The following is a 26,218-nucleotide window of genomic DNA, read 5'->3' on the forward strand; positions in this document are numbered from 1 at the left end:
TCACCACCGTGAGTTTTTGTTAATACTGCTGAGATAGCAGCTGTTAACGTAGTTTTACCGTGGTCAACGTGTCCGATTGTACCAACGTTTACATGCGGTTTCGAACGTTCAAATTTTTCTTTAGCCATTTTTCATTTACCTTAAAAAGATATCATTTAAATTAAATTATTTATCCTCTCAGCGAGAGTTAAAAGATGTCGCGTTAAACCATCAATTTTAGATAAGGTATCTACCCATGTCAAAACCAAAATTTAACACTTCATCTTAGAACAAACTCACTGGGAGCTTGTTTTATATTGAAAACCTAATAACAACTTTGTATCAGGCTTTCAAAATCTTGCTATGTGGCGCTATTAAAGCACCAGACGGCTATTGAATGCTACCGCCACGTCCTTCAATCACAGAATCAGCAACCGCTTTTGGCGCTTCATTGTATTGTTTAAATTCCATTGCGTATGATGCACGGCCTTGAGTTGCACTACGCAGATCGGTTGCATAACCAAACATCTCCGCAAGTGGAACTAATGCATTAACAACTTTCAAGCCCGCAGGACCTTCATCCATACCTTCAATTAGGCCACGACGACGGTTTAAATCACCGACGACATCGCCCATATTTTCTTCAGGCGTTGTCACCTCTACTTGCATCATCGGCTCAAGTAATACCGGTTTTGCTTGCATTGCACCTTTTTTAAAGCCCATTGAAGCAGCAACTTTGAATGCCATTTCGTTTGAGTCAACATCATGGTATGAACCATCGTATAAGGTGACTTTAACGTCTAACATTGGGAATCCAGCTAATACACCAGAATCCATTTGTTCGCGACAACCTTTCTCTACAGCAGGGATATATTCTTTAGGTACCACACCACCAACGATTTCGTTGACAAATTCAAAACCTGAACCTTCTGGTAATGGTTCCATTTTCAGCCATACATGACCAAATTGACCGCGACCACCAGACTGACGAACAAACTTACCTTCAACTTCGACAGTAGAACGAATGGTTTCACGATACGATACTTGCGGATTACCGACATTACAATCAACAGAGAATTCACGCTTCATACGGTCGACGATAATGTCTAAGTGCAACTCACCCATACCCGAAATAATCGTTTGACCCGTTTCATCGTCAGTTTCGACTCTAAATGATGGATCTTCAGCAGCAAGTTTTGCCAAAGCAATACCCATTTTTTCTTGGTCAGCTTTAGTTTTTGGCTCAACCGCAACTGAAATAACCGGTTCAGGAAATTCCATACGCTCAAGTGTGATCACATGATTAGCATCACATAACGTGTCACCTGTGGTAACGTCTTTCAAACCAATAGCCGCTGCGATGTCGCCGGCTCGAACTTCTTTAATTTCTTGACGATCGTTCGAGTGCATCTGCACAATACGACCAAAACGTTCTTTCTTACCTTTAACAGGATTGAAAACACTATCACCTGTTTTTACTACACCAGAATACACACGGAAGAACGTTAATGTACCAACGAACGGGTCGGTCGCAATTTTAAACGCTAGCGCAGCAAACGGCGCATTGTCATCGGCTTCACGAACGCCTTCAGACTCTTCTTTGTCGTTATTGATACCTTTGATCGCTTCAACTTCAGTAGGCGACGGCATATATTCAACAACGCAATCTAGTACTGCTTGAACGCCTTTGTTCTTAAACGCTGAACCACAGGTACATAAAATAACTTCATTGCGTAGCGTGCGTTCGCGTAATGCGGTTTTAATTTCAACTTCAGACAAGTCACCTTCTTCAAGGTATTTTTCCATTAACTCGTCATTCGCTTCTGCTGCTTCAGAAACAAGATTTTCACGCCATTCTTCAGCTAACTCCTGCATATCCGCTGGGATAGGGTCGTAAGTAAAAGTCATCCCTTGATCTGCTTCATTCCAATTAATGGCTTTCATTTTGATCAGATCAACGACACCTTTAAAATTTTCTTCTGCGCCAATAGGTAACTGAATAGGCACCGCATTGGCACCTAAACGTTTTTTCATTTGTTCGATAACATTAAGGAAGCTTGCACCAGCGCGATCCATCTTATTGACGAATACCATGCGTGGAACAGAGTATTTTTCCATTTGACGCCAAACAGTTTCAGTTTGAGGCTGTACACCTGAAGATGCACAAAGCACCAATACTGCACCATCTAATACACGCAAAGAACGTTCTACTTCAATGGTGAAGTCAACGTGACCTGGTGTGTCGATGATATTAATACGGTGATCATCAAACTGGGCATCCATCCCCTTCCAGAAACATGTTGTTGCTGCAGAAGTAATGGTAATGCCACGCTCTTGTTCTTGTTCCATCCAGTCCATTGTCGCTGCACCATCGTGCACCTCACCAATTTTGTGAGACAAACCAGTATAGAACAAAACGCGCTCTGTTGTTGTCGTTTTGCCAGCATCTACGTGAGCACAAATACCAATATTTCGGTAACGCTCTATAGGGGTGATACGAGCCACTCTATTCTTCCTTTATTACTAAAGATATATTCAAATAACGTCAAAACTAACCTCATTTGACTATAACCTTGATTGATTCCAATTAAGCTATAGTAGAAAGGCGTAGTTGCAGATTTATGAAACCAACAACTACGCCATTCATTTTTTTACTATCGTGATTACCAGCGATAGTGAGCGAACGCTTTGTTCGCTTCGGCCATACGGTGAACGTCTTCACGTTTCTTAACCGCAGCACCTTTGCTATCTGATGCATCTAGCATTTCGTTAGCAAGGCGTTGAGCCATTGATTTTTCACCACGTTTACGAGCTGCTTCAACTAACCAACGCATGGCTAGCGCGTTACGACGCACAGGACGAACTTCAACTGGAACTTGGTAAGTAGAACCACCAACACGACGAGATTTAACCTCAACTTGTGGGCGAATGTTATCTAAAGCTTCTTCAAATAACTCTAAGTGCTCTTTACCGTCTGCTTTCTCAGCTAAGATGTCTAATGCACCATAAACGATTTTTTCTGCAGTAGATTTTTTACCATCAACCATAAGGATGTTGATGAATTTTGCTAAAAGTTCATTATGGAACTTAGGATCTGGCAATATTTTACGTTGCCCTACGACGCGTCTTCTTGGCATCTTAAATTCTCCGTTTAATTCAGGGGTTACCCAAAATTGTTAATTTGTTAATTTGGCCTTACTTCACGGAAACCGTTAAGATTTAGGGCGTTTTGCACCGTACTTAGAACGGCCTTGTCTACGATCGTTAACACCAGAACAGTCTAATGCGCCACGAACGGTATGATAACGTACACCAGGTAAGTCTTTAACACGACCACCACGGATTAAGATTACGCTATGCTCTTGTAAGTTATGACCTTCACCACCGATGTATGAAGTTACTTCGTAGCCGTTAGTTAAACGAACACGAGCAACTTTACGAAGTGCTGAGTTAGGTTTTTTAGGCGTAGTTGTATATACGCGAGTACATACGCCACGACGTTGTGGACAGGCTTGTAACGCAGGAACGTTACTTTTTTGTACCTGTCTGACACGTGGTTTACGTACCAATTGGTTAATAGTTGCCATTATAGCTCCTGATTAATTAAAACATGGGTAAACTTACCAAATTTACCCGCTTATAAACGTGAAAAACCGCGACCTTAAATTCAAAGTACATTATGTACAGAATATAGGGTCGCGGAATTCTATAGGTCAAGCTTTAACCTGTCAAGCCTTTCGGTTAAATTGACAGGTTATTTATTGCAATGATTACCTACTCATCTGCACCAGAAGTTAAATCAGCATTTAATGCATCAGTTAACGCTTGCGCAGCTTCATCAGCAGAAACTGTGATTTCTTCTTCTACATCAGCAGCGCGTGCTTTTGCTCGTTCTTGATGATAAGCATAACCTGTACCGGCTGGGATCAAACGACCAACAATGACGTTCTCTTTCAAACCGCGTAAGCTATCTTTCTTACCACCAACTGCCGCTTCAGTTAACACACGTGTAGTTTCCTGGAACGATGCTGCTGAGATGAATGATTCAGTTGCCAATGATGCTTTAGTAATACCCATCATTTGCATCTCGAATTCTGCTGGACGTTTGCCTGCTGCTTCAAGTTCACGGTTAGCAATTTTAACGCGTGCAACTTCAACCTGCTCACCTTTCAAGAATTCTGAATCACCGGCATCTAAGATCTCACACTTACGGATCATTTGACGAACGATAACTTCAATGTGCTTATCGTTAATCTTTACACCCTGTAAACGGTAAACTTCTTGAACTTCGTTAACGATGTAATTTGCAACATGTGCTACACCACGAAGTCTTAAGATGTCATGTGGAGACTCTGGACCATCAGCAATAACTTCACCTTTTTGTACTGACTCACCTTCGAACACGTTCAATTGACGAGTTTTAGGGATCATCTCTTCATAAACTTCACCACTTTGCTGAGTGATGAGTAAGCGAACTTTACCTTTGGTTTCTTTACCAAAGCTGATAATACCTGTCTTTTCAGCAAGGATAGCTGGAAGTTTAGGCTTACGCGCTTCGAACAAGTCAGCAACACGTGGAAGACCACCGGTAATATCACGAGTTTTTGAACTTTCTTGTGGTATACGAGCAAGCGCGTCACCGATGTTAACTTCAGCACCATCTTCTAGGTTAACAATCGCGTTACCTGGTAAGTAATACTGAGCTGGAATATCGGTACCAGCAATCATCACGTCTTTACCTTTTGCATCAACTAGTTTAACCATTGGGCGCATCTCTTTACCCGCGGCATTACGTTGACCCACATCGGTAACAACTAAGCTAGATAAACCAGTAAGTTCATCTGTCTGGCGAACCATAGTTACGCCATCGATAAGTTCAACAAACTGAACTTTACCCGCTACCTCAGTGATGATTGGGTGAGTATGTGGATCCCAGTTAGCAATCACATCGCCCGCTTCAATAGACTCACCGTCTTTCTTGGAAAGCACTGCACCGTAAGGAACTTTATAACGCTCTTTCTCACGTCCAAGCTCATCGATAACTGTCAATTCAGATGAACGTGAAACAATAACAAGGTTGCCATCACTGTTGGTAACAAACTTAGCGTTTTGAAGCTTCATCGTACCAGAGTTTTTAACCTGAACATTGTTTTCAGCTGACGCACGAGATGCCGCACCACCGATGTGGAACGTACGCATGGTTAACTGTGTACCTGGCTCACCGATTGACTGTGCTGCAACAACACCAATCGCTTCACCTTGGTTAATCATATGACCACGTGCTAAGTCACGACCATAACAATGCGCACAGATACCAAAGTCTGTTTCACAAGTAATGATAGAGCGTACTTTAACTTGGTCTACTGAGTGTTCTTCTAAAACATCACAAAGATTTTCATCAATTAAGGTGTTACGAGCTAATAATACGTCTTCAGTACCAGGTATTAAAACGTCTTCAGCAACAACACGACCAAGCACACGTTCACGTAACGGCTCTACTACATCACCACCTTCAATTAGTGGTGTCATTAATAGGCCATCATGAGTTTGACAATCATGCTCGGTAACCACTAAATCTTGCGCAACGTCAACTAGACGACGCGTTAAGTAACCAGAGTTAGCTGTTTTCAATGCCGTATCGGCCAAACCTTTACGAGCACCGTGAGTCGAAATAAAGTATTGTAATACGTTTAGACCTTCACGGAAGTTAGCTGTGATTGGTGTTTCGATGATTGAACCATCAGGTTTTGCCATCAAGCCACGCATACCCGCTAGCTGACGAATTTGTGCAGCACTACCACGAGCACCCGAGTCAGCCATCATAAAGATTGAGTTGAATGAGTCTTGCTCTTCAATCTCACCGTCACGGTTAACCACTTGATCTTTCGATAAGTTATCCATCATCGCTTTCGATACTTTTTCGTTAGCAGATGACCAAATATAGATAACTTTGTTGTACTTCTCACCAGCAGTTACAAGACCTTGTTCAAACTGAGTTTGGATCTCTGTAACTTCTTCTTCAGCAGCTTCGATGATGGTGTATTTCGCATCTGGAATTACCATATCGTCGATACCAACTGACGCACCAGCAACCATTGCGTAGTGGAAACCGGTATACATAATGTGGTCAGCAAAGATTACGGTATCTTTCAAACCTAAGTTACGGTACGCATGGTTAATCAATTTTGAAATTGGCTTTTTACCTAATGGTTGATCAATCAGCTCATAAGGTAAGCCTTTAGGACACACTTGCCATAAAATCGCACGACCAACTGTCGTGTTACGTAGACTCGTTGTTGTCACTAATTCACCTTCGCGATTGCGAACGTGTTCAGTAATACGAATTTTTACACGTGCATGTAATTCAGCAACGCCTGTACGGTAAGCTTTTTCCGCTTCTTTCGTATCAGCAAAGACCATGCCTTCACCTAAACCATTAACACGCTCACGCGTTAAGTAGTAAAGACCAAGTACAACGTCTTGTGATGGTACGATAATTGGATCACCGTTTGCAGGAGATAGCACGTTGTTGGTAGACATCATTAACGCACGCGCTTCTAACTGAGCTTCTAGTGTTAGTGGCACGTGAACGGCCATTTGGTCACCATCGAAGTCAGCGTTATACGCCGCACAAACTAATGGATGCAAATGGATTGCTTTACCTTCAATAAGTACAGGTTCAAACGCTTGGATACCAAGTCTGTGAAGGGTTGGTGCACGGTTAAGCATTACCGGATGTTCACGAATTACTTCGTCTAAAACATCCCATACTTCTGCGCCTTCACGCTCAACTAATTTCTTAGCCGCTTTAATTGTTGTCGCTAAACCACGTGCTTCTAATTTTCCATAGATAAATGGTTTGAATAACTCAAGCGCCATCTTCTTAGGAAGACCACACTGATGCAAACGTAACGTTGGACCAACGGTAATTACAGAACGGCCAGAATAGTCAACACGCTTACCGAGAAGGTTTTGACGGAAACGACCTTGCTTACCTTTGATCATATCAGCAAGAGATTTTAATGGACGCTTGTTAGAACCCGTAATCGCACGACCACGACGACCGTTATCTAATAAGGCATCAACTGACTCTTGTAACATACGTTTTTCGTTACGTACGATAATATCTGGAGCAACAAGGTCAAGAAGACGCTTCAAACGGTTATTACGGTTAATCACGCGACGATATAAATCGTTCAAATCAGATGTTGCGAAACGACCGCCATCGAGCGGTACTAATGGACGCAAATCTGGTGGAAGAATCGGTAATACCGACATAATCATCCACTCTGGCTTGTTACCAGATTGAGCGAAGGCTTCCATTAACTTCAAACGCTTAGTGATTTTCTTGCGCTTGGTTTCAGAACCGATCTCTGGCAACTCTTCACGCATTTGCGCTACTTCGCCTTCCAAATCGATTTGTTGAAGTAACGCTAATACCGCTTCAGCACCCATTTTAGCGTCGAACTCGTCACCGTGTTCTTCTAACGCATCTAGGTACTCTTCTTCGGTTAATATTTGGCTTTTCTCTAATGTTGTCATACCTGGTTCAGTAACAACATATGATTCAAAATAAAGCACACGCTCGATATCACGCAAGGTCATATCAAGTAATAAACCAATACGAGAAGGTAATGATTTTAGGAACCAAATATGGGCAACTGGGCTCGCCAATTCAATGTGCCCCATACGATCACGACGAACTTTAGTTAATGTAACTTCTACGCCACATTTTTCACAAATAACACCACGGTGCTTAAGACGCTTGTACTTACCACAAAGACATTCATAGTCTTTTACTGGACCAAAGATGCGCGCACAGAATAAACCATCACGCTCTGGCTTAAAGGTACGATAGTTAATCGTCTCAGGTTTCTTTACTTCACCGTATGACCATGAACGGATCATATCGGGTGATGCTAATCCGATGCGAATGCCATCGAATTCTTCAGTTTGATTTTGTTGCTTAAGAAACTTAAGTAAATCTTTCACACTCTGTCTCCTGTCGGAGTTAATCTTGAGAAGTAGGTAGGGATTAGCTACCTACTTCGCTTACTGATTAGGCTCAGTTATTTCCCGTTCCAATTACTCTTGGTCTAATTCAATGTTAATACCTAAAGAGCGGATCTCTTTAAGCAATACATTGAATGACTCAGGAATGCCTGGCTCCATACGGTGATCGCCGTCAACAAGGTTCTTGTACATTTTTGTACGACCGTTAACATCATCCGACTTAACCGTAAGCATTTCTTGAAGTGTATATGCAGCACCATATGCTTCAAGTGCCCACACCTCCATCTCACCGAAACGCTGACCACCGAACTGAGCTTTACCACCAAGTGGTTGCTGAGTAACAAGTGAGTATGAACCGGTAGAACGAGCATGCATCTTGTCATCCACTAAGTGGTTGAGTTTGAGCATGTACATGTAACCGACAGTTACTGGGCGCTCAAATGTGCGACCTGTACGACCATCTGTTAACGTGAACTGACCGCTTTCTGGCATATCAGCAAGCTTAAACAGTTCTTTAATTTCTTTTTCGCTAGCACCATCAAATACCGGTGTTGCAATTGGTAAACCTGCACGTAAGTTGTTCGCTAAACGCATGACTTCGTCATCAGAGAAGCTATCAATATCAACTTCTTGGCGAGATTCACCTAAGTTGTAAACTTCTTTCAAGAATTCACGTAATTTAGCAATTTCACGCTGCTCTTCTAGCATACGGTTAATCTTTTCACCGATACCACGAGCTGCCATACCTAAGTGCGTTTCTAGAATCTGACCAATGTTCATACGAGAAGGTACACCCAATGGGTTAAGTACGATATCGACTGGAACACCGTTTTCGTCATAAGGCATGTCTTCGACAGGAACAACGTTTGAAATTACACCTTTGTTACCGTGACGACCGGCCATTTTATCACCTGGCTGGATACGACGTTTAACCGCTAAGTAAACCTTAACAATTTTCAATACACCCGGTGCTAAGTCATCACCTTGAGTGATCTTACGACGCTTAACTTCATACTTCTTATCAAAGTCAGCTTTGATGTTGTCATATTGCTCAGCAATTTGCTCTAATTCAGCTTGATGCTCTTCGTTAGCTAGATTTTGCACTAACCACTTGTCACGAGACATGCTGTTTAAGTCTGAATCGTTTAAGCCAGCCGACAATAACAACTTCTTAGCACGTGCATAAATACCATCTTCTAATATGCTGAACTCATCACCTAAGTCTTTCTTGACTTGCTTGAGTTGCATCTCTTCGATTTCTAAAGCACGTTTATCTTTTTCAACACCGTCACGAGTAAAGATTTGAACATCAATAATCGTACCCGATACTGAATTTGGAACACGTAAAGAGCTATCTTTAACATCTGCAGCTTTCTCACCGAAAATTGCACGTAAAAGTTTTTCTTCTGGTGTTAATTGTGTTTCACCTTTAGGAGTAACTTTACCCACTAAGATGTCACCACCTTTAACCTCAGCACCGATGTAAACAACACCTGATTCATCAAGTTTAGAAAGCGCTGATTCACCAACGTTTGGAATATCGGCAGTGATCTCTTCAGCACCAAGCTTAGTATCACGAGCGATACAGCTTAATTCTTGAATATGAATCGTTGTGAAACGGTCTTCTTGAGCAACACGCTCAGAAAGCAACATCGAATCCTCGAAGTTATAACCATTCCAAGGCATGAATGCGATACGCATGTTTTGACCAAGTGCTAATTCACCTAAGTCAGTAGATGGACCATCAGCTAATACGTCACCACGAACAACAGGCTCACCAACACGACACGTAGGACGTTGGTTAATACAGGTATTTTGGTTAGAACGTGTGTACTTGGTTAAGTTATAAATATCGATACCTGCTTCACCAGGAACCATTTCATTTTCATTAACTTTTACAACGATACGAGAAGCATCAACGTAATCGACAACACCACCACGTTTTGCAACCGCTGTTACACCAGAGTCAACCGCAACGATCTTCTCCATACCAGTACCAACGAGTGGCTTGTCCACTTTCAATGTTGGAACCGCTTGACGTTGCATGTTTGATCCCATCAATGCACGGTTAGCATCGTCGTGCTCTAGGAACGGGATAAGTGATGCAGCAACAGAAACGATTTGCTGTGGTGAAACGTCCATATATTGAACTTGGTCTGCTGACATTAAGGTAAATTCGTTCTTATAACGACAGTTAACTAGACCATCAACTAACTTACCATTTTCATCAACTTCAGCACTTGTTTGTGCGATAACAAAGTTACCTTCTTCAATCGCTGACAAATAATCGACTTCATCAGTAACAACACCATCGACGATACGACGATAAGGGGTTTCCAAGAAACCGTAGTCGTTTGTACGCGCATAACACGATAACGAGTTAATCAAACCGATGTTTGGACCTTCAGGCGTTTCGATTGGACATACACGACCGTAGTGAGTTGGATGTACGTCACGAACTTCGAAGCCTGCACGTTCACGAGTTAAGCCACCTGGGCCTAACGCAGAAATACGACGCTTGTGGGTAACTTCTGATAATGGGTTGTTTTGGTCCATAAATTGTGACAATTGAGACGAACCAAAGAACTCTTTAACAGCAGCAGAAATCGGCTTAGCATTGATTAAATCTTGTGGCATTACCGCATCAAGATCACCTAATGATAAACGTTCACGCACGGCACGCTCAACACGTACTAAACCAACACGGAATTGGTTTTCAGCCATTTCACCTACGCTACGAATACGACGGTTACCTAAGTGATCAATATCATCAACTTCACCTTTACCATCACGAATATCAATTAACGTTTTCATTACCGCAATAATGTCATCGTTTGATAAAACGCCTTCGCCAGTTTCAACGTCACGGCCAACACGACGGTTGAACTTCATACGACCAACAGTAGAAAGGTCATAGCGCTCAAGTGAGAAGAATAAGTTTGCGAATAACGCTTCAGCTGCATCTTTTGTTGGTGGTTCACCAGGACGCATCATGCGATAAATTTCAACTAACGCTTCTAAACGATTCGTTGTAGAGTCGATACGTAATGTATCCGACATATATGAACCAACGTCAAATTCGTTCATATACAAAGTAGAAATTACTTTATGGCCAGCTTGACTTAGCGCAGCTAACAATTCTAATGTTAACTCGTCATTTGCTTCCGCGATAACTTCGCCAGTTGACTCGTCAACGTATGCTTTAGACAACACACGACCAACGATGTACTCTGCCGGTACTTCAAGCTCTGTCACTTTGCCTTTTGACAATTCACGGATATGACGAGCAGTAATACGACGACCTTGCTCAACTAAGATATCGCCATTTGGCATTTTGATATCAAAAGTTGCTGTTTCACCACGAAGACGCTCAGGCACGAGTTCCATGATCAACTTGTCGCCTTTAATTTCAAAGCCAGTCGTATCATAGAAGATATCTAAAATTTCTTCGGTAGAGTATTCTAAGGCGCGTAAGATAATCGATGCTGGTAACTTACGACGACGGTCGATACGTACGAACAAATTATCTTTCGGATCAAATTCGAAATCTAACCAAGAGCCACGGTAAGGAATAACGCGTGCATTATATAGCACCTTCCCTGATGAGTGTGTCTTACCTTTATCATGATCAAAGAACACACCCGGAGAACGGTGTAATTGCGAAACAATAACACGCTCTGTACCGTTAATAACAAACGTACCGTTGTCTGTCATTAATGGGATTTCACCCATGTATACTTCTTGTTCTTTAATGTCTTTGACTGTGCCCGCTGGCGCTTCTTTGTCATAAATGACTAAACGAAGTTTTACGCGAAGCGGTGCTGAATAGGTAACACCCCGTATTTGACATTCTTTAACATCAAATAATGGTTCACCTAAACGATAGCTTACATACTGTAATTCTGAGCTACCAGAATAGGCTTTAATTGGGAAAATAGAACGAAACGCTGCCTCTAGGCCCGCTTCACCAGTAGGATCAATATCTATAAACTTACGGAAAGATTCGAGTTGGATTGACAACAAGAATGGATAATCCATCACTTGTGCACTTTTACCAAAGTCCTTTCGAATACGTTTCTTTTCAGAGTAAGAGTAAACCATGGGGTTCCTCAGCTTGCTGGTTATGGCCGAATCTGCCTTAAAATACCAATTGGACTAAATAACGTTTAACAATCAATTTGTTTAGGTTATCTAATCCAATTGGTATCAGACAGGGTATTGCAGTGATGTAATCACACATCAAATAATGCACTGTTTTTGTTTAAAAAAAAACCTTATTTTCAGCTTTTAAAAAAACAACTTACTTTAGCGCAAAAAGGCCGGTGACGTTTAAATCACCAGCCGTTGCCTTTTCAGGCGTAATCTGTCAATAACAGATTACTTAAGTTCAATAGTAGCGCCTGCTTCTTCAAGAGCTTTCTTAAGCTCTTCAGCTTCAGCTTTGTCAACGCCTTCTTTGATTGCTTTAGGTGCACCTTCAACAAGCTCTTTAGCTTCTTTAAGGCCAAGACCAGTAGCACCACGAACTGCTTTGATAACGCCAACTTTCTTATCGCCGAAACCAGTTAAGATTACGTCGAATTCAGTTTGCTCAGCAGCAGCAGCACCAGCATCGCCAGCACCAGCAACAGCAACAGCAGCAGCAGCAGATACGCCGAACTTCTCTTCCATTGCTTCAATTAATTCTACTACGTCCATTACTGACATTTCAGCAATAGCATTTAGGATATCGTCTTTAGAAATAGACATTTTAAATTTCCTGTTTCAATAAACGGCCGCGTGGCCATTTTAATAACTATTAATACAAAAAGAATGCTTGGGGATTTTACTAATCCAACAATTAAGCAGCTTCTTGCTCTTTCTGATCGCGAATTGCAGCAATCGTACGGCAAAGCTTGCCAGCAGATGCTTCTTTCATAGCGCTCATTAAACGTGCAATCGCTTCGTCGTATGTAGGTAACTTAGCAAGTACCTGTACATCTACAACTTCACCTTCGTATGCTGCAGCTTTTAATTCAAAGGCTTCGTTAGTTTTAGCGAAGTCTGAGAATATACGCGCTGCTGCACCTGGATGCTCGTTTGAAAATGCAATTAAAGATGGACCAACAAATGTGTCTGAAAGACATGAAAAGTTAGTACCTTCTACTGCGCGACGTGCTAGGGTGTTACGAACAACTTTCATCCATACACCGTTTTCACGTGCTTGCTTACGCAATACAGTAATTGCTTCAACTGATACACCGCGAGAATCCGCGATTACAGCTGATTGAGCGCCTTTGGCAGCTTCTTGAACTTCAGCAACAATTGCTTTTTTGTCATCAAGATTGATAGCCATTGGCTTTAACTCCTGGTTCAACCGGATATTCCGGCATTTACAATCCCCATAACCAATCAGGTTATGGGCCGTTACGGCGAGGACCAGAATTTAAGGAAATACTGGGTAATCACCATCTACGTAGGATATTAAGTAGTCCAAACAACTACTCCTACGGTCTTTGACGGGGGTTGCACTTTTACGTTAACACGTTAACAAAAGGCAAACCCTACCAAAATTTAAGGGGCGAAATTATAGTCGACAATCTCGCCCATGTAAAGCTTCAAAAAATGAAGTTTTACGGAAAATTAAAGTACTAAGCTACTTTGGTCGATGCTAACACCAGCACCCATAGTAGTTGATACAGAAATTTTCTTAATATATTGACCTTTAGCATTAGCAGGTTTTGCTTTCTTAAGCGCTTCCAATAATGCTTCTAAGTTTTCTTTTAACTTAGCGTCATCGAAATCAACCTTACCGATAGTCGTATGGATGATACCGTTTTTGTCGTTACGGTAACGGATTTGACCAGCTTTAGCGTTATTTACCGCTGTTACTACGTCAGGAGTTACAGTACCAACTTTAGGGTTAGGCATTAAACCGCGAGGACCTAATACTTGACCTAATTGACCAACAACACGCATTGCATCAGGAGTAGCGATAACAACGTCAAAGTTCATTTCGCCTTTCTTAACTTGCTCAGCTAAGTCTTCCATACCTACAATGTCAGCACCGGCAGCTTTTGCTTTCTCAGCATTTTCACCTTGAGTGAAAACAGCTACACGAACATCACGACCTGTACCATTTGGTAATACAGTTGCGCCACGAACGTTTTGGTCTGATTTACGAGCATCGATGCCAAGGTTTACAGCAACGTCAACGCTTTCTTTGAATTTAGCCGTCGCTAATTCTTTTAAAAGTGTTAATGCTTCGTTGATTTCATAATCTTTTAATACGTCTACTTTTTCACGGATAAGACGAGCGCGTTTTGATAATTTAGCCATTGATTAGTCCTCTACCACTAAACCCATTGAACGAGCAGAGCCCGCTATAGTACGCACTGCGGCTTCCAATGAACCAGCAGTTAAGTCAGGTTCTTTTGTCTTAACGATTTCTTCAAGTTGAGCAGTTGTAACTTTACCCACTTTTTCAGTGTTAGGACGACCTGAACCACTCTTGATACCAGCCGCTTTTTTCAATAAGAAAGATGCAGGTGGCGTTTTAGTTTCAAAAGTGAAAGAACGATCGTTGTACACAGTAATAACGACTGGTACTGGAGCGCCTTTTTCTAAAGAATCTGTTTTTGCGTTGAACGCTTTACAGAATTCCATGATGTTAACACCGTGTTGACCTAATGCAGGACCAACTGGTGGTGACGGGTTAGCTGCACCAGCAGCTACTTGTAGCTTGATTAAAGCTTGGACTTTTTTAGCCATCTTTAAGATTCCTATGTTTGGGTACAAACGCCTGCTCTTCATATTTGGCGTCATAACTGCGTTATTTAAATTTCCAACAATAATCACTTATAAAAAATAAGCTCATAGTGCGCTAAATTTAAAAGCATTGTTATCACACCAACTATTTTGAGCACTCAACTATCGACTATTCGATAGAGAAAGCTCCCCGTAGAGTTAATAACTGCGATTTGATTTGATAGTTTTTCGACCATCAAAAAAAATCGGCAGCGGATTATATATTAATCAACGCTGCCGATTCAAGATCTAAGTGAATAAAATTTGGACTTTTTTAATTAGCCTTTCTCAACTTGAGAAAATTCTAAATCAACTGGTGTTGAACGACCAAAAATTAATACTGATACCTTAATACGGTTTTTCTCGTAATCAAGCTCTTCAACAACACCATTGAAGTCTGCAAATGGCCCATCAATAACACGAACCACCTCACCCACTTCAAACAAGGTTTTCGGCTTCGGCTTGTCAGTAGAGTCTTCAAGACGCTGTAAAATGCGCTCTGCTTCTTTTTGGGTAATTGGCGCTGGGCGATCACTCGTACCACCGATAAAGCCAAGGACACGCGGTACACTTTTCACTAAATGCCACGCTTCTTCATCCATCGCCATTTGAACAAGGACATAACCAGGGAAGAACTTACGTGCACTCTTACGCTTTTGACCGGCACGCATCTCAACAACTTCTTCTGTTGGTACTAATATTTGACCAAACTTGTCTTGTAGACCATGGATTTCAATATGTTCCATTAATGTTTTTTGAACACGGCCTTCATAGCCAGAAAAAGCTTGAACAACATACCAACGCAACTTTGGCTTGTTGCTATCAGTTTCTGTGACACTGTCTACATTCGTGTTTTCGTCAGTCATAATTACACCTTAAATCCGGTGACAAAACCCACCAGTTCAAACAAAATAGAATCCAAGCCCCATAAAATCAATGACATGATTAACGTAGCTAGCAATACAATACCTGTCGTTTGAATAGCTTCTTGGCGAGTCGGCCAAACTACTTTACGCACCTCAGTACGAGATTCTTTAGCAAAGCTTATTGCTTCTTTTCCTTTAGCAGTTTGCATGGCAATCAAACCAGCAATAATCACCGCGATAACAACTCCGGCTGCACGCAATAATACTGACATTTCACCGTAAATATAATTACCAGCAACCGCTGCGGCTAAAATTAGGATAGCAACACCCCATTTTAACGAATCTAGAGAACCACTTTCTTGGTTTTCTGTACTTGCATTCATAATACTGACCTATAAAACTCGTCTTGGTTAGACATCAATGCTCCCCGAGGGAAGCGTTTAATAACAAGCGTCACTGCAAGTTATTGAAATTTGGCAGGGGTAGAGAGATTCGAACTCCCAACCGTCGGTTTTGGAGACCGCTGTTCTACCAATTGGAACTATACCCCTAAATTTTACTTACACTTGTCGGGTGAATCTTAGTTTTTAAAGGGAATTAAGAGATACTCGAGAAGTGAAGCGCTATTATACTGTGTCAACTGCGTTACTCAAGTACTATTTTAGTAACAAGAGAAACTTTGTAAGATTATCGCACAAATATGTCACTAAAACTTACTTCACTTTACGTTATAATATTCACTAAACTTTTCTCAAAATTGATTTAGCTAAGTCTTCAATAAAAAATATAAGGATTCTCATGTTATCAAAAACGCTAACCATATCTTTACTCTCAACGAGTTTAATCATTAGCGGCTGCGCGTCGACTAATGCCGAAAAAGGCGCTGCAATTGGAGCGGTCGCTGGTGCTGTTCTTGGCAAAGCTACAGCTAATCACAAGGACAAACGCTTAGTTTGGGGCGCTGCCATTGGTGCAATTGCAGGTGCAGCAATTGGCGATTACATGGATAAACAAGAGCAAGAGTTTCGTAAAGAGTTATCAGGTTCAGGTATCGACGTTGTCCGTGAAGGAGACAACATCCGCTTAGTGATGCCATCAAATATCACCTTTGCAACTGATCAGTCGTATATCAGTACAGGTTTTCATGTAACGCTTAATGATATCGCAAAAGTTCTAGCAAAATATGAAAAAACCTTACTGAGCATTGAGGGACATACGGATAACACAGGTAGCGATCAATATAACCAAACATTGTCAATGAAACGTGCTCAAAGCGTTAAAGATTATTTGGTGAAGCAAAACATTATTGAGAATAGATTAAAAGTCACCGGTTTTGGCGAAAGTCAACCAATCGTCAGTAATGATACGCCGTCAAATCGTGCATTAAATCGCCGAGTAGAGATCCAGATCATTCCTAATAAAGCTTAATTTATCGTGCAAAAGATTAAGGTCGCAGCTGCGACCTTATTTTCTGTATGCCTTTGGTAAGACCTTGGCTAATCACCAGCTTTGGTTTCATTGTCCTCTCGACTTAAGAGCTGCTGAGCACGTTGTAACAATTTAACGTCGTCTTGTTCTCGTAACATATCAAGACCAAGCCCAAATACAAAGCCCGCAAAAATCATTAAATATGGTCTTAGTTCGCTGTTAGCTCCACTAAATAGCTCACTTCCATAACTTAACGAAAGAGCTATTGCGATTAACGAAGTGAAAAAATAATCTATTTAACAGCGCTTTTGTTCTCACAGTAATATAAAGTTCGATGTCGTTTTTAAGCACTTCTTCAACATTGTTCTTATTTTGCAAGTTATTGAGTTTTAGTCTTTTTTAAACCAATCTAAACCTATTTAACGTTGCCAAAAAAGCCTAGCGCAAATGCAACTTAAACCAATTTGTAACATCCTGCCTTGCTTCTTCTCTGTGACCTGATAACCAATGCCCACCATCTTCAAAGATTTTCAACTTAAATACTCGATTATTCAATGCTAGCTGCTCTGCTAACTTTATAGACTGCAGAGCACCAACCTTATCGTCATCTCTCGCATGTAGTACTAGCACGGGTACATCAGCTGTTTTGTCTATCCATCTTGTTGGGGACATCGCATTATGAATACTTTCAGGGCTTTGTTGGTATCCAGGTATTATTGAAATATTGTGTGCAATGCCTTCTCTTTCTTCAGCCCATATTCTACTATCTGTCACGCCATTTATGGTTGCTATAGCAGCAATTCTGCTCGGTATAGCTTTAGCCACTTGAAATGAGGTCATTCCACCGCGACTTATGCCATAGACGCCTATTTTTTCAGCGTTTAGCTCTGGCGTTTGTTGTGCGATATCAACTAAAGCGGTTACCTCATCAATATTGTCAGTGCCATAAACTTCATCATCTCTATAGTTGCTAGCAATGATCGCGAACCCTTGAAGCGCAATCGGGAAAAGTTCAAATGCTGCATGCCCGAAAACCAAACCACCATAAGTTCGAGTACCGCCTCGGTTATAAAGAATAACGGGAGGATTCTTAACTTCTTTTGGCTTAATGTTCATTGCACTAACTTTAGCGTTATTAACTGTGTATTCTATAAAACTACACGCTAATTCTTGTTTGGCTTGATTAAATCTATCCTTTGAAAATGTCGTAGTGAAAGACTTTTCCCATTGCTTTAGTTTTTGCTCCGCATTTTTTACGTTACGTTGAGCAAAAGACTTTTCTTTTTTTAAATATAGCCAGTTAAACCATGAATCATACGATTGGAATTCATTGCTAAAGCAATCCCTCTCACTTTCGACATTATTTAGTGCAATTAAATTAAAGTTCTTGGCTTGTACAGGAAAAGCCAAAAAAAGAGCAAAAACTAAAAAGCGATACTTAACGAACAAAACAAACTCCTTTTTAAATTATAACAATGAAACCATTATACAAACGTCGGTGATAATAAGACTTGTCTTATATAACACGATAGCCACGCAAAAAATATACAATATACATAAGATGATGATAATTGTGAAGTTATAACAAAAAGAGGTTAATTAGCAATTAATTAGAGAAAAACCCAGGTTCGCTTTATTAGCAGGACGACCCAAATAAATTAAATATAGCGCTCATGCTGTCACAGGTCTGCGGGAAATACTAAAAACTCTCCATTAGGACTATTTTATTAACGTGCTCGGTCTTCACGTCGTGAAGTTGGCCGTATAAGTAAATAATCCACCTTCTAAAGAAGGTGGCTTTGCATTAGCCCCCTAAACAAGGGGGCCATTTTACCCTAGCAGGTTCATCTGCCTTCGTTCTTCCAGCTTTTCTTGTTTATCTTGGTGTCGTACATATCGCCTTATTATTTCTTCGTTTACACCTACCGAATCAACAAAGTAACCTCTTTGCCAAAAGCGACCGCCCCAGGCTTTGTTTTTCCTTAGGTGAGGATATTTACTAAAACGCTTTAAAGCTACTCTACCTTTGAGACACCCCATTAACTTAGATATCGACAATTTGGGGGGTACTTTCACTACTAAATAAACATGGTCTATCTGTACATTCAGCTCCATTACAACTACACCTAGTTTTTCACAATAAATATGAATAAACCTATAAACATCTTTACCTATGTTATTTTTTAAGATTTTAAAACGATACTTAGGTGTCCAAACGATATGATATTGACAACGCCAAAATACATGCGATGCTTGCTCATATCTACTCATGTTTTTTCTCCTTCTGACTTCTGCTAAAAATCAAAAGCGATTAAACATGAGTAGATATTTCAGATATAGCCTTTTTAATAATAACCACCTACTAAAGTAGGTGGTTTAAGAATGAGCAACAAAAAAGGAGCCACTAGGCTCCTTTTCTTAATCATGCTTTAGTCAATTATTAACGACGTAAGCCTAATTTTTCGATCAATGAAGAGTAACGATCTAAGCTCTTACCTTTTAAGTAGTCAAGTAACTTACGACGTTGACTTACCATGCGCAATAAACCACGACGTGAGTGATGATCATGGATGTGCTCTTTAAAGTGACCTTGTAATTGGTTAATTTGTGTTGTTAATAATGCAACTTGAACTTCTGGTGAACCTGTGTCACCTTCTCCACGTGCATATTCTGCAACGATTGCAGCTTTTTCAGCAGCTGATAAAGACATAATAAATCCTTAGTGTTTAAATAATTACCCGAAGGTATATAACATCACCAAGCCAAACACTAATTCAGCAAGGTGATAAAAGAGCGCGTATTCTATCAACAAACCCTAACAATGCAAGCCCAATCTTAAACAATCGATAAAATTAATACTCATCGACAACGGTAATACGTTTGGGTGCCACTAAACCTTGATCATCGATAGCACCAACGCCGATAAACTCTTTAATATCGCCATCGTCAATATGCACTTGTACAAGGCCATTAGCTGGTGCTCCAGAAACTTGTACTGGGTTTCCATGGCGTAGATAGCTTGCAGACATCGCATCCACAAATACGCAAGGTAAACCATCGACTGCCGTTTCCATTGGGAGTAATAATGGATCAAGTAATGTAGATGGCGAGACTCCTTGCTCTTTTGCTTGTTCTAATAACGTTTCGAGTGTTTCCATGGTCACCATTTTATCAACGGGATAGTTTCCAACACTTAAACGTCTCAACATCGAAACATGAGCCCCACAGCCAAGCAACTCACCTAAATCATCAACAATAGTGCGAATATAAGTCCCTTTTGACACATGCAGTACTAACTCAACCTCATCATCTTCAAAACGAAGAAGCTCAAGGCGAAACACATTTATCTCTCGTGCTTCTCGCTCAACTTCAATACCTTCTCGCGCGTATTTATATAACGGTTGACCCTGATACTTTAGTGCCGAATACATCGATGGAACTTGCTGAGAAATGCCTCGAAATGAATCCAGAGCTTGATCCAACTGCGCTTGTGAAACGTTTACAGCTTTTTCACTAACCACCTCGCCATCGGCATCACTCGTTGTTGTCCGTATGCCTAACTTAGCAATTACTTGATACGTTTTATCGGTATCTAATAAAAATTGTGAAAATTTAGTCGCCTCACCGAAGCAGATCGGTAGCATCCCCGTGGCTAAAGGATCCAATGCCCCCGTATGCCCTGCTTTTTGGGCGAAGTAGATTCGTCTTGCCTGTTGAAGTGCATGGTTGGAAGATACTTCATATGGTTTATCGAGAAGTAAAACGCCATGAACTGGACGACCTTTTCTGCGTTTAGCCATCAGTTACACGTCCTCGATGTCTTCTGAGTCTGTGTGACCTGATTTTTTCTTATCCTCAGCAACGGCTTTATCAACCAAGGTAGACATTCTGACACCTTCTACCATCGATTTATCATAAATAAATCGTAATTGAGGCATAATGCGCGCTTTAATTCGTTTAGCTAATAATGTACGGATAAAGCCTGCAGCTTCGTTTAAAATATCAACCGATTGATCAACATTTTGCCCTTCTAACGTAAAAAAGGTGACATAAATCTTTGCATACGCTAAATCACGAGTCACCTCAACAGCTGAAACCGTAACCATGCCTAAGCGCGGATCTTTCACTTCGCGTTGAATAATCATCGCAACTTCTTTTTGGATTTCTTGACCGACTCTATCGGTGCGAGCAAACTCTCTTGCCATTGAAACTCCTATCAATCTTCATTCCCAGTTAATAACAACAAGTTAAATTGCTGGGATAAAAATGGGGGCTTAGCCCCCATTTATTTACTAACCGCTAAGTGGACTAATTACTTATAAAGTACGTTGAACTTCAACAGTTTCAAATACTTCGATTTGGTCACCCACTTTAACATCGTTGTAGTTCTTAACACCGATACCACATTCAGTCCCATTACGAACTTCCTGAACGTCGTCTTTAAAGCGTCTTAGTGACTCTAGTTCACCTTCATAGATAACCACGTTATCACGTAATACACGAATTGGCGCGCTACGTTTAATAATACCTTCTGTAACCATACAACCAGCAATAGCACCAATTTTAGGAGATTTGAAGACATCACGTACTTCAGCCAAACCAATGATTTCTTGTTTAAATTCAGGCGCAAGCATACCGCTCATCGCTTGTTTTACTTCATCAATCAATTGATAAATTACGCTGTAATAACGTAGATCTAAGTTTTCACTTTCAATCACTTTACGAGCCGAAGCATCAGCACGTACGTTAAAACCAACAACAATCGCGTTCGATGCAGCAGCTAACGTTGCATCCGTTTCAGTAATGCCACCAACACCAGAGCCAATAATTTTCACTTTAACTTCGTCAGTCGATAGCTTAACTAACGAGTCTGAAATCGCTTCTAAAGAACCTTGTACATCTGATTTGAGGACAACATTAACCTCTGACACATCGCCTTCAGCCATGTCTGAGAACATATTCTCAAGTTTCGCTTTTTGTTGACGTGCAAGTTTAACATCGCGGTATTTGCCTTGACGGTATAAGGCAACTTCACGTGCTTTTTTCTCGTCTCTAACAACTGTTGCTTCATCACCAGATTGTGGCACGCCGCTTAAACCTAAGATCTCTACAGGAATAGATGGACCGGCTGATGTAATGCTCTTACCAAGCTCATCGCGCATTGCACGAACACGACCGTATTCTAAACCACAAAGAACGATATCACCTTGATTTAATGTTCCTTCTTGAACAAGAATTGTGGCAACTGGCCCACGACCTTTATCAAGTTTAGATTCAACCACTACACCGCTTGCCATCTTGTCGACAACAGCACTTAGTTCAAGTACTTCCGCCTGTAACAAAATCGCATCGAGTAAATCATCAATACCTAAACCAGTTTTTGCTGAAACTTGAACAAACTGAACATCACCACCCCAATCTTCTGGGATAACATCGTGTTGTGATAATTCAGTTTTCACACGATCTGGGTCAGCTGTTTCTTTATCCATTTTGTTTACAGCAATAATAATCGGCGCTTCAGAGGCTTTTGCATGCTGAATTGCCTCAATAGTTTGCGGCATAACACCATCATCAGCTGCAACGACAATAACAACGATATCAGTCGCTTTAGCACCACGAGAACGCATTGCAGTAAACGCAGCATGACCTGGAGTATCTAAGAACGTGATCATACCGTGACCGGTTTCTACGTGATAAGCACCGATATGTTGAGTAATACCACCAGCTTCACCTGCCGCTACTTTTGCTTCACGAATATAGTCAAGTAATGATGTTTTACCATGGTCAACGTGCCCCATGATGGTTACCACAGGCGCACGCGTAATCGCTTCACCAGCTTCACCACGATCAGAAAGAACCGCTTCTTCTAGTGCGTTTTCTTTCACCAATACCACTTCACGGCCCATTTCTTCTGCAACAAGTGCGGCAGTTTCTTGGTCGATCACTTGGTTGATGGTTGCCATCGCCCCCATCTTGAACATTACCTTAACAACTTCAGCGCCTTTTACCGACATTTTGTTAGCAAGCTCAGCAACTGAAATCGTTTCACCAATGCGAACTTCTTGCAATTTAGTTTCAACTGGCTTTTTAAAACCATGCTGTAAACTTTGCGGTGCTGATAATGTTTTCTTACCTTTGCCTTTAGCTAACTTAGCATTTTTATCTTGTGCTGCTTTTTTCTTACGGCGGCGGCGGTTACCTTCACCTTCAGAGTCAACCGCATCTTCTGCTTCTTGTGCATATTTTGACGAAGTTAAATGAACAACATCATTTTCATGTGCTTTTCGCTCAGCTTCTTGTGCTTTCCAACGTGCTTCATTTTCTTCCGCTAGTTTTCGAGCAGCTTCAGCCGCTTTTTTAGCTTCTGCTTCAGCTTTTGCTTCCGCTTCTTTTTCAGCAATTAGTCGTAAACGTTTTGCTTCTTCACTTTCAGTTGAAGCAACTTTTTCGGTTTTTTCCGACTTATCTGCATTCTGGTTAGCTGATTCTTTTGCTTTTGCTTTCGCCTTCGCTTCGGCCTCAGCTTTTGCCTTCGCTTTCGCTTCTGCTTCCGCTTTGGCTTTCGCTTCTGCTTCGGCTTTCGCTTTTGCCTCTGCTTCCGCCTTTGCTTTAGCTTCCGCTTCAGCTTTCGCTTTTGCTTCTGCTTCCGCTTTTGCTTTTTCTTCAGCTAATTGCTGCTCTTCTAACTCACTACGTTTTACATAAGTACGCTTTTTGCGCACTTCAACTTGTACTGACTTAGCTTTACTACCGCTACCCAACACCAAGGTTGACTTTTTCTTACGGCTTAAGGTCATTTTGCTTGGTTGAGCGGATGTTTCGTCACCATGCTGCTTTTTTAAATGTTCAAGCAAAGCTTGCTGTTCTTGTTGAGTTACAGAATCATTTGGTGATTTTGTCATCCCAATCGTTGCCAATTGGCCCACTAATTTCTCAACCGGTGTACCAACTTGCTTGGCGAGTTCTTCTACAGTTACGTCTGCCATATTTACTTGTTCTCCCGGCGATAATTATTCTTCGTTAAACCAACAGATGTTACGTGCAGCCATGATTAACTCACCTGCTTTCGTTTCATCTAATTCCTCAATATCTGAAATCTCGTCGACACCTTGTTCAGCTAAATCTTCAAGTGTTATGACACCGCGACTTGCTAATACAAATGCTAAATGACGATCCATACCTTCTAGGTTTAACAGATCTTCGGCTGGTTCCGCATTTTCAAGTGATTCTTCACTTGCTAAAGCCTGAGTTGTTAAGGCTGATTTTGCACGATCTCTTAATTCTTCAACGATTTCTTCAGTTAAACCGTCAATTTCCAGCAACTCAGAAGCTGGAACATAAGCAATTTCTTCTAATGAGGTAAAACCTTCATCAGCAAGCAATGTGGCAAAATCTTCATCAATATCTAATTTTTCAGTAAATAAGGTTAACACCTTATCATTTTCTGCTTGGTGCTTTTCATTCATGTCAGCAACCGTCATGACATTTAACTCCCAACCGGTCAGTTGGCTCGCTAAACGTACATTTTGACCACTACGGCCAATGGCCATGGCTAAGTTGCCTTCTTCAACTGCAATATCCATCGTGCGGCTGTCTTCATCAACAATGATTGAAGCAACTTCAGCCGGCGCCATGGCGTTAATAACAAATTGTGCTGGATTATCATCATATAAGACGATATCAACACGCTCACCGCCTAATTCGCCAGAAACAGCTTGGACACGTGAACCACGCATACCAACACAAGCGCCAACAGGGTCTATACGCTTGTCATTACTCTTAACTGCAATTTTTGCACGAGAACCTGGATCACGAGCTGCACCTTTAATTTCCAACATTTCTTCACCAATTTCTGGTACTTCAACGCGGAATAGTTCAATTAACATTTCTGGTTTGGTGCGACTAACAAACAATTGTGCACCGCGTGCTTCAGGTTTTATCGCATAGAGTAAACCTCTAACGCGATCTCCTGGACGAAATACCTCACGTGGTAATAAATCATCGCGATAAATTATCGCTTCGGCATTATTACCTAAATCTAGAATGACACTATCACGGCTAGCTTTCTTTACTACACCCGTAATAAGCTCACCTAACTGCTCTTGATAAGCATCAACAATCAAAGCCCGCTCTGCTTCACGAACTTTCTGAACAATAACTTGTTTCGCCGTTTGAGTGGTAATGCGATCAAACTTTACTGACTCAATTTGTTCTTCAACATAATCACCAACTTGAACGTCAGCATTTTCATACTGCGCCGCTGCTAACCCGATCTCAGAATATGGGTTTTCAACCGGCTGGTCGTTATCTTCAACAACTAACCAACGTCTAAACGTATCAAAATCGCCAGTTTTACGATCAATACTTACTCTAACTGAAATGTCGCCTTCATATTTTTTCTTAGTGGCAGTTTCTAAAGCGGTTTCCATTGCCTCAAAAATACTCTCGCGAGGTAATGCTTTTTCATTAGATACGGCATCGACAACTAGTAATATTTCCTTACTCATGCTTTTTAGCCTTACGTTATTCGTTTTCTACAATAAAATATCTGTTATTAAAAAGTTGGCACTAGATTAGCCTTGTCAATATTGCTAAAGACAAGTTCATACTCTTCGCCATCAACATTTACAATTAAAGTATCGTTTTCAATACTGACCAATTTACCTTTAAACTTCCTGCGCCCATTTAATGGCATTGATGTTTTCACATTAATTGTTTCACCAATTACTGCTTCAAAATGAGGTAAATCAAACAAAGGACGATCTAATCCCGGTGAAGAAACTTCAAGGTTATATTCTGTGCTTATTGGATCTTCTACATCCAAAAGTGCACTCACTTGACGACTAACTTCCGCACAATCATCCACAGTAATGCCATTTTCATGATCAATGAACAACCTAAGAATTGAATGCTTGCCAGCACTGACAAACTCAACCCCTAATAATTCTTTGCCTACTTCTTCTACAGCAGGTCTCAACATTTGTGTTAATTTATGCTCAAACTTAGCCAAACAATTTCTCCACTCATATTCGTTTAAAAACAAAAAAAGGGCTTAAAGCCCACATGATTAGTACCTTTTTAAAGGTACAAAAAAACCCCAAAATTCGGGGCCTAATTCACTGAACCCACGACAACAAATCACTTAA

General features: G+C 41.0%; 22 protein-coding genes and 1 tRNA gene. 1 reads left to right on the top strand and 22 read right to left on the bottom strand.

The features are described from left to right. The 13 genes from ACSLUH_RS08720 to ACSLUH_RS08780 form a co-directional block, all read right to left on the bottom strand. Positions 1–128 (bottom strand): GTP-binding protein (locus tag ACSLUH_RS08720; protein ID WP_281561731.1); only part of this gene is annotated, 128 nt, incomplete at its 3' end. Positions 129–369: 241 nt separating this feature from the next. After that, positions 370–2,484 carry an elongation factor G gene (gene fusA / locus ACSLUH_RS08725; protein WP_448566044.1) on the bottom strand — a complete coding sequence of 705 codons (2,115 nt, stop codon included), beginning with the start codon at positions 2,482–2,484 and terminating at the stop codon, positions 370–372. A gap of 158 nt (positions 2,485–2,642) precedes the next feature. Continuing rightward, positions 2,643–3,116, bottom strand: a complete 474-nt coding sequence (gene rpsG, locus ACSLUH_RS08730; RefSeq protein WP_448566046.1) for a 30S ribosomal protein S7 — start codon at positions 3,114–3,116, stop codon at positions 2,643–2,645. A 75-nt stretch (positions 3,117–3,191) separates the two neighbouring features. After that, a complete protein-coding gene (gene rpsL / locus ACSLUH_RS08735; RefSeq protein ID WP_074499547.1) occupies positions 3,192–3,566 on the bottom strand; it encodes a 30S ribosomal protein S12 in 375 nt (124 codons plus the stop codon). Between the two features lie 187 nt (positions 3,567–3,753). After that, positions 3,754–7,971, bottom strand: coding sequence for a DNA-directed RNA polymerase subunit beta' (gene rpoC / locus ACSLUH_RS08740; protein WP_448566048.1), 4,218 nt, complete (start codon positions 7,969–7,971; stop codon positions 3,754–3,756). Positions 7,972–8,064: 93 nt separating this feature from the next. Continuing rightward, a complete protein-coding gene (gene rpoB, locus ACSLUH_RS08745) occupies positions 8,065–12,093 on the bottom strand; it encodes a DNA-directed RNA polymerase subunit beta (RefSeq protein ID WP_448566050.1) in 4,029 nt (1,342 codons plus the stop codon). A 276-nt stretch (positions 12,094–12,369) separates the two neighbouring features. Beyond that, complete coding sequence (gene rplL / locus ACSLUH_RS08750) at positions 12,370–12,741, bottom strand: 50S ribosomal protein L7/L12 (RefSeq protein ID WP_448566053.1); 372 nt, start codon at positions 12,739–12,741, stop codon at positions 12,370–12,372. Positions 12,742–12,832: 91 nt separating this feature from the next. Beyond that, a complete protein-coding gene (gene rplJ, locus ACSLUH_RS08755; RefSeq protein ID WP_448566055.1) occupies positions 12,833–13,327 on the bottom strand; it encodes a 50S ribosomal protein L10 in 495 nt (164 codons plus the stop codon). A gap of 287 nt (positions 13,328–13,614) precedes the next feature. Continuing rightward, positions 13,615–14,310: a 50S ribosomal protein L1 gene (gene rplA, locus ACSLUH_RS08760; RefSeq protein ID WP_448566057.1), complete on the bottom strand. Its 696-nt coding sequence runs from the start codon at positions 14,308–14,310 to the stop codon at positions 13,615–13,617. Positions 14,311–14,313: 3 nt separating this feature from the next. Beyond that, positions 14,314–14,742 carry a 50S ribosomal protein L11 gene (gene rplK, locus ACSLUH_RS08765; RefSeq protein ID WP_448566059.1) on the bottom strand — a complete coding sequence of 143 codons (429 nt, stop codon included), beginning with the start codon at positions 14,740–14,742 and terminating at the stop codon, positions 14,314–14,316. A 314-nt stretch (positions 14,743–15,056) separates the two neighbouring features. Next, complete coding sequence (gene nusG, locus ACSLUH_RS08770) at positions 15,057–15,644, bottom strand: transcription termination/antitermination protein NusG (protein WP_448566061.1); 588 nt, start codon at positions 15,642–15,644, stop codon at positions 15,057–15,059. Positions 15,645–15,646: 2 nt separating this feature from the next. Further along, positions 15,647–16,027: a preprotein translocase subunit SecE gene (gene secE, locus ACSLUH_RS08775; RefSeq protein WP_448566063.1), complete on the bottom strand. Its 381-nt coding sequence runs from the start codon at positions 16,025–16,027 to the stop codon at positions 15,647–15,649. Between the two features lie 91 nt (positions 16,028–16,118). Then, positions 16,119–16,195: transfer RNA gene (locus ACSLUH_RS08780), tRNA-Trp, on the bottom strand. Positions 16,196–16,442: 247 nt separating this feature from the next. On the opposite strand from ACSLUH_RS08780, the gene ACSLUH_RS08785 reads away from it, so the two are divergent. Further along, positions 16,443–17,072 (top strand): YiaD family glycine zipper/OmpA-like lipoprotein, encoded by a 630-nt coding sequence (locus tag ACSLUH_RS08785; RefSeq protein WP_448566065.1) that lies wholly within the window; start codon positions 16,443–16,445, stop codon positions 17,070–17,072. Positions 17,073–17,140: 68 nt separating this feature from the next. Here the strand turns inward: ACSLUH_RS08785 and ACSLUH_RS08790 are convergent, their stop codons facing one another. The 9 genes from ACSLUH_RS08790 to rimP all read right to left on the bottom strand — a co-directional run bounded on the left by ACSLUH_RS08790 (position 17,141) and on the right by rimP (position 26,082). Beyond that, positions 17,141–17,269, bottom strand: a complete 129-nt coding sequence (locus ACSLUH_RS08790) for a hypothetical protein (protein WP_448566067.1) — start codon at positions 17,267–17,269, stop codon at positions 17,141–17,143. 241 nt (positions 17,270–17,510) lie between these two features. Further along, positions 17,511–18,521, bottom strand: a complete 1,011-nt coding sequence (locus ACSLUH_RS08795; RefSeq protein ID WP_448566069.1) for an alpha/beta hydrolase family protein — start codon at positions 18,519–18,521, stop codon at positions 17,511–17,513. A gap of 381 nt (positions 18,522–18,902) precedes the next feature. Then, positions 18,903–19,343: an IS200/IS605 family transposase gene (tnpA, locus tag ACSLUH_RS08800; RefSeq protein ID WP_448566071.1), complete on the bottom strand. Its 441-nt coding sequence runs from the start codon at positions 19,341–19,343 to the stop codon at positions 18,903–18,905. 169 nt (positions 19,344–19,512) lie between these two features. Next, the gene (gene rpsO, locus ACSLUH_RS08805) at positions 19,513–19,782 is read right to left on the bottom strand and encodes a 30S ribosomal protein S15 (protein ID WP_448566073.1); all 270 of its coding nucleotides are present in this window, start codon (positions 19,780–19,782) and stop codon (positions 19,513–19,515) included. Positions 19,783–19,924: 142 nt separating this feature from the next. Then, positions 19,925–20,872 (bottom strand): tRNA pseudouridine(55) synthase TruB, encoded by a 948-nt coding sequence (truB, locus tag ACSLUH_RS08810; RefSeq protein ID WP_448566075.1) that lies wholly within the window; start codon positions 20,870–20,872, stop codon positions 19,925–19,927. A 3-nt stretch (positions 20,873–20,875) separates the two neighbouring features. Further along, entirely contained in the window at positions 20,876–21,277 is a 402-nt protein-coding gene (gene rbfA, locus ACSLUH_RS08815) for a 30S ribosome-binding factor RbfA (RefSeq protein ID WP_448566077.1), read from the bottom strand. Positions 21,278–21,388: 111 nt separating this feature from the next. Then, positions 21,389–24,058 (bottom strand): translation initiation factor IF-2, encoded by a 2,670-nt coding sequence (gene infB, locus ACSLUH_RS08820; protein ID WP_448566079.1) that lies wholly within the window; start codon positions 24,056–24,058, stop codon positions 21,389–21,391. Between the two features lie 24 nt (positions 24,059–24,082). Further along, positions 24,083–25,579: a transcription termination factor NusA gene (nusA, locus tag ACSLUH_RS08825; protein WP_448566081.1), complete on the bottom strand. Its 1,497-nt coding sequence runs from the start codon at positions 25,577–25,579 to the stop codon at positions 24,083–24,085. Positions 25,580–25,626: 47 nt separating this feature from the next. Continuing rightward, positions 25,627–26,082: a ribosome maturation factor RimP gene (gene rimP, locus ACSLUH_RS08830; RefSeq protein ID WP_448566083.1), complete on the bottom strand. Its 456-nt coding sequence runs from the start codon at positions 26,080–26,082 to the stop codon at positions 25,627–25,629. Between the last annotated feature and the right edge of the window lie 136 nt (positions 26,083–26,218).

It is taken from the genome of Thalassotalea ganghwensis, assembly GCF_053485795.1.

Excerpts from the sequence above, each read along its gene's own strand:
- rpsL (WP_074499547.1), bottom strand. The coding sequence starts at position 3,566 with ATGGCAACTATTAACCAATTGGTACGTAAACCACGTGTCAGACAGGTA.
- truB (WP_448566075.1), bottom strand. The coding sequence starts at position 20,872 with ATGGCTAAACGCAGAAAAGGTCGTCCAGTTCATGGCGTTTTACTTCTC.
- nusA (WP_448566081.1), bottom strand. The coding sequence starts at position 25,579 with ATGAGTAAGGAAATATTACTAGTTGTCGATGCCGTATCTAATGAAAAA.
- rplA (WP_448566057.1), bottom strand. The coding sequence starts at position 14,310 with ATGGCTAAATTATCAAAACGCGCTCGTCTTATCCGTGAAAAAGTAGAC.
- tnpA (WP_448566071.1), bottom strand. The coding sequence starts at position 19,343 with ATGAGTAGATATGAGCAAGCATCGCATGTATTTTGGCGTTGTCAATAT.
- ACSLUH_RS08785 (WP_448566065.1), top strand. The coding sequence starts at position 16,443 with ATGTTATCAAAAACGCTAACCATATCTTTACTCTCAACGAGTTTAATC.
- rplL (WP_448566053.1), bottom strand. The coding sequence starts at position 12,741 with ATGTCTATTTCTAAAGACGATATCCTAAATGCTATTGCTGAAATGTCA.
- nusG (WP_448566061.1), bottom strand. The coding sequence starts at position 15,644 with ATGACTGACGAAAACACGAATGTAGACAGTGTCACAGAAACTGATAGC.
- secE (WP_448566063.1), bottom strand. The coding sequence starts at position 16,027 with ATGAATGCAAGTACAGAAAACCAAGAAAGTGGTTCTCTAGATTCGTTA.
- ACSLUH_RS08790 (WP_448566067.1), bottom strand. The coding sequence starts at position 17,269 with ATGATTTTTGCGGGCTTTGTATTTGGGCTTGGTCTTGATATGTTACGA.
- rpsG (WP_448566046.1), bottom strand. The coding sequence starts at position 3,116 with ATGCCAAGAAGACGCGTCGTAGGGCAACGTAAAATATTGCCAGATCCT.
- rpoB (WP_448566050.1), bottom strand. The coding sequence starts at position 12,093 with ATGGTTTACTCTTACTCTGAAAAGAAACGTATTCGAAAGGACTTTGGT.
- rplK (WP_448566059.1), bottom strand. The coding sequence starts at position 14,742 with ATGGCTAAAAAAGTCCAAGCTTTAATCAAGCTACAAGTAGCTGCTGGT.
- infB (WP_448566079.1), bottom strand. The coding sequence starts at position 24,058 with ATGGCAGACGTAACTGTAGAAGAACTCGCCAAGCAAGTTGGTACACCG.
- rpsO (WP_448566073.1), bottom strand. The coding sequence starts at position 19,782 with ATGTCTTTATCAGCTGCTGAAAAAGCTGCAATCGTTGCAGAATATGCA.
- rbfA (WP_448566077.1), bottom strand. The coding sequence starts at position 21,277 with ATGGCAAGAGAGTTTGCTCGCACCGATAGAGTCGGTCAAGAAATCCAA.
- rplJ (WP_448566055.1), bottom strand. The coding sequence starts at position 13,327 with ATGGCTATCAATCTTGATGACAAAAAAGCAATTGTTGCTGAAGTTCAA.